Here is a 1013-nt window from a genome sequence, read left to right as displayed (position 1 = left end):
TTCAGTGATACCGCTGATTATATCGGGTATGCGGGACTTTCGGTATGTGACGTGATATGCCATCATTTCACCCCATGGAAAACACCCTCATCATGATTGCCGCCGTCATCCTGTATATTCTCAGCGGCGCCGTGTTCACCCTGCGCCTGCTGAAGACGGAAAAGGCCGGTCGCCCGCCCAAAACCACGGGATTGGTACTGGGTTTTTCGGCGCTGCTGCTGCACGGCTATCTGCTGTACCTGTCCCTGCACACCATGCAGGGCGTTAACTTCAGCTTCTTCAATGCCGTCTCCTTCGCCGCCTGGGTCATCGCCCTGCTCTATCTGCTGGCCGCTCTGAGCAAGCCCATCGAATCCCTGGGCGTGGTGCTGCTGCCCATCGCCGCCTGCACCCTGCTGCTGGACTATTTCTTTCCCGGCGTGCGCCTGCTCCCACCAGACACCAACTGGGAACTGCGCGCCCATGTGATCAGTTCCATCCTGGCTTACAGCGTACTTGCCATGGCAGCCGTTCAGGCTGTGTTGCTGGCCATACAGGACCGCCACCTGCGCAAGCATCACCCCGGCGGCTTCATCCGCGCCCTGCCACCTCTGCAGACCATGGAAGGCCTGATGTTCGAGATGATCACCATCGGCTTCATCCTGCTGACGCTGGCGCTGGCCAGCGGTTTCGTCTTCCTCGACGACATGTTCGCCCAGCACCTGGTGCACAAGACCCTGCTGTCCATTCTGGCCTGGCTGGCTTTTGCCGTGCTGCTGTGGGGACGCTACCGCTTCGGCTGGCGGGGCCGTACCGCCATACGCTGGACGCTGACAGGCTTCATCGTCCTCGCCCTGGCCTACTTCGGCAGCAAGGCAGTGGTAGAACTGATCCTGAAACGCTGAGCCGGCTTTTGCTAGTCGAGTAGATCGGCCATTGCTGGCTTTCACCCTCACAGAACCGGACGTGCGGATTTCCCGCATCCGGCTCTTCCGAGCAGGTCACCCGGATTGAGCGGGAGCCAATTGTCTGGG

The 1013-nt window shown here is 60.3% G+C and carries 1 protein-coding gene; it reads left to right on the top strand.

Going from position 1 to position 1013, the window contains the following annotated elements; translation table 11 throughout:
* The first annotated feature begins 56 nt into the window (after window positions 1-56).
* Window positions 57-884 carry a cytochrome C assembly family protein gene (locus ACOCD2_RS21810; RefSeq protein ID WP_293649349.1) on the top strand — a complete coding sequence of 276 codons (828 nt, stop codon included), beginning with the start codon at window positions 57-59 and terminating at the stop codon, window positions 882-884.
* The last annotated feature ends 129 nt before the right edge of the window (window positions 885-1013 follow it).

Origin of the sequence: Thiolapillus sp. (genome assembly GCF_048562965.1) — a bacterium.
Taxonomy (GTDB): domain Bacteria; phylum Pseudomonadota; class Gammaproteobacteria; order Chromatiales; family Chromatiaceae; genus Thiolapillus; species Thiolapillus brandeum_A.
The sequence above is the reverse complement of the archived record's forward strand: the minus strand, read 5'-3'. Positions and strand labels throughout refer to the sequence as shown.